Source organism: Staphylococcus sp. EG-SA-17, from assembly GCF_017151845.1.
Classification (GTDB): domain Bacteria; phylum Bacillota; class Bacilli; order Staphylococcales; family Staphylococcaceae; genus Staphylococcus; species Staphylococcus aureus.
In genome coordinates this window covers 1-2,740 of the sequence record NZ_JACVZO010000055.1, presented here as the reverse complement: position 1 = coordinate 2,740, position 2,740 = coordinate 1, and the positions used below count along the sequence as shown (strand labels likewise).

Here is a 2,740-nt window from a genome sequence, read left to right as displayed (position 1 = left end):
TTTGATTAAGTCTTCGATCGATTAGTATTCGTCAGCTCCACATGTCACCATGCTTCCACCTCGAACCTATTAACCTCATCATCTTTGAGGGATCTTATAACCGAAGTTGGGAAATCTCATCTTGAGGGGGGCTTCATGCTTAGATGCTTTCAGCACTTATCCCGTCCACACATAGCTACCCAGCTATGCCGTTGGCACGACAACTGGTACACCAGAGGTATGTCCATCCCGGTCCTCTCGTACTAAGGACAGCTCCTCTCAAATTTCCTACGCCCACGACGGATAGGGACCGAACTGTCTCACGACGTTCTGAACCCAGCTCGCGTACCGCTTTAATGGGCGAACAGCCCAACCCTTGGGACCGACTACAGCCCCAGGATGCGATGAGCCGACATCGAGGTGCCAAACCTCCCCGTCGATGTGAACTCTTGGGGGAGATAAGCCTGTTATCCCCGGGGTAGCTTTTATCCGTTGAGCGATGGCCCTTCCATGCGGAACCACCGGATCACTAAGTCCGTCTTTCGACCCTGCTCGACTTGTAGGTCTCGCAGTCAAGCTCCCTTATGCCTTTACACTCTATGAATGATTTCCAACCATTCTGAGGGAACCTTTGAGCGCCTCCGTTACCTTTTAGGAGGCGACCGCCCCAGTCAAACTGCCCGCCTGACACTGTCTCCCACCACGATAAGTGGTGCGGGTTAGAAAGCCAACACAGCTAGGGTAGTATCCCACCAGCGCCTCCACGTAAGCTAGCGCTCACGTTTCAAAGGCTCCTACCTATCCTGTACAAGCTGTGCCGAATTTCAATATCAGGCTACAGTAAAGCTCCACGGGGTCTTTCCGTCCTGTCGCGGGTAACCTGCATCTTCACAGGTACTATGATTTCACCGAGTCTCTCGTTGAGACAGTGCCCAAATCGTTACGCCTTTCGTGCGGGTCGGAACTTACCCGACAAGGAATTTCGCTACCTTAGGACCGTTATAGTTACGGCCGCCGTTTACTGGGGCTTCGATTCGTAGCTTCGCAGAAGCTAACCACTCCTCTTAACCTTCCAGCACCGGGCAGGCGTCAGCCCCTATACATCACCTTACGGTTTAGCAGAGACCTGTGTTTTTGATAAACAGTCGCTTGGGCCTATTCACTGCGGCTCTTCTGGGCGTTAACCCTAAAGAGCACCCCTTCTCCCGAAGTTACGGGGTCATTTTGCCGAGTTCCTTAACGAGAGTTCGCTCGCTCACCTTAGAATTCTCATCTTGACTACCTGTGTCGGTTTGCGGTACGGGCACCTATTTTCTATCTAGAGGCTTTTCTCGGCAGTGTGAAATCAACGACTCGAAGACACAATGTCTTCTCCCCATCACAGCTCAGCCTTAACGAGTACCGGATTTGCCTAATACTCAGCCTTACTGCTTAGACGTGCAATCCAATCGCACGCTTCGCCTATCCTACTGCGTCCCCCCATCGATTAAAACGATTATAGGTGGTACAGGAATATCAACCTGTTATCCATCGCCTACGCCTGTCGGCCTCAGCTTAGGACCCGACTAACCCAGAGCGGACGAGCCTTCCTCTGGAAACCTTAGTCAATCGGTGGACGGGATTCTCACCCGTCTTTCGCTACTCACACCGGCATTCTCACTTCTAAGCGCTCCACATGTCCTTACGATCATGCTTCAACGCCCTTAGAACGCTCTCCTACCATTGTCCAAAGGACAATCCACAGCTTCGGTAATATGTTTAGCCCCGGTACATTTTCGGCGCAGTGTCACTCGACTAGTGAGCTATTACGCACTCTTTAAATGATGGCTGCTTCTAAGCCAACATCCTAGTTGTCTGGGCAACGCCACATCCTTTTCCACTTAACATATATTTTGGGACCTTAGCTGGTGGTCTGGGCTGTTTCCCTTTCGAACACGGACCTTATCACCCATGTTCTGACTCCCAAGTTAAATTAATTGGCATTCGGAGTTTGTCTGAATTCGGTAACCCGAGAGGGGCCCCTCGTCCAAACAGTGCTCTACCTCCAATAATCATCACTTGAGGCTAGCCCTAAAGCTATTTCGGAGAGAACCAGCTATCTCCAGGTTCGATTGGAATTTCTCCGCTACCCTCAGTTCATCCGCTCACTTTTCAACGTAAGTCGGTTCGGTCCTCCATTCAGTGTTACCTGAACTTCAACCTGACCAAGGGTAGATCACCTGGTTTCGGGTCTACGACCAAATACTAAACGCCCTATTCAGACTCGCTTTCGCTACGGCTCCACATTTACTGCTTAACCTTGCATCAAATCGTAACTCGCCGGTTCATTCTACAAAAGGCACGCCATCACCCATTAACGGGCTCTGACTACTTGTAAGCACACGGTTTCAGGTTCTATTTCACTCCCCTTCCGGGGTGCTTTTCACCTTTCCCTCACGGTACTGGTTCACTATCGGTCACTAGAGAGTATTTAGCCTTAGGAGATGGTCCTCCCAGATTCCGACGGAATTTCACGTGCTCCGTCGTACTCAGGATCCACTCAAGAGAGACAACATTTTCGACTACAGGATTATTACCTTCTTTGATTCATCTTTCCAGATGATTCGTCTAATGTCGTCCTTTGTAACTCCGTATAGAGTGTCCTACAACCCCAACAAGCAAGCTTGTTGGTTTGGGCTCTTCCCGTTTCGCTCGCCGCTACTAAGGGAATCGAATTTTCTTTCTCTTCCTCCGGGTACTAAGATGTTTCAGTTCTCCGGGT

General features: G+C 50.4%; 1 rRNA gene. It reads right to left on the bottom strand.

Annotated elements, in window-relative coordinates:
• Nucleotide 1: 1 nt before the first annotated feature.
• Nucleotides 2-2,740 (bottom strand): 23S ribosomal RNA (locus IDG65_RS13875); the annotation flags it as partial.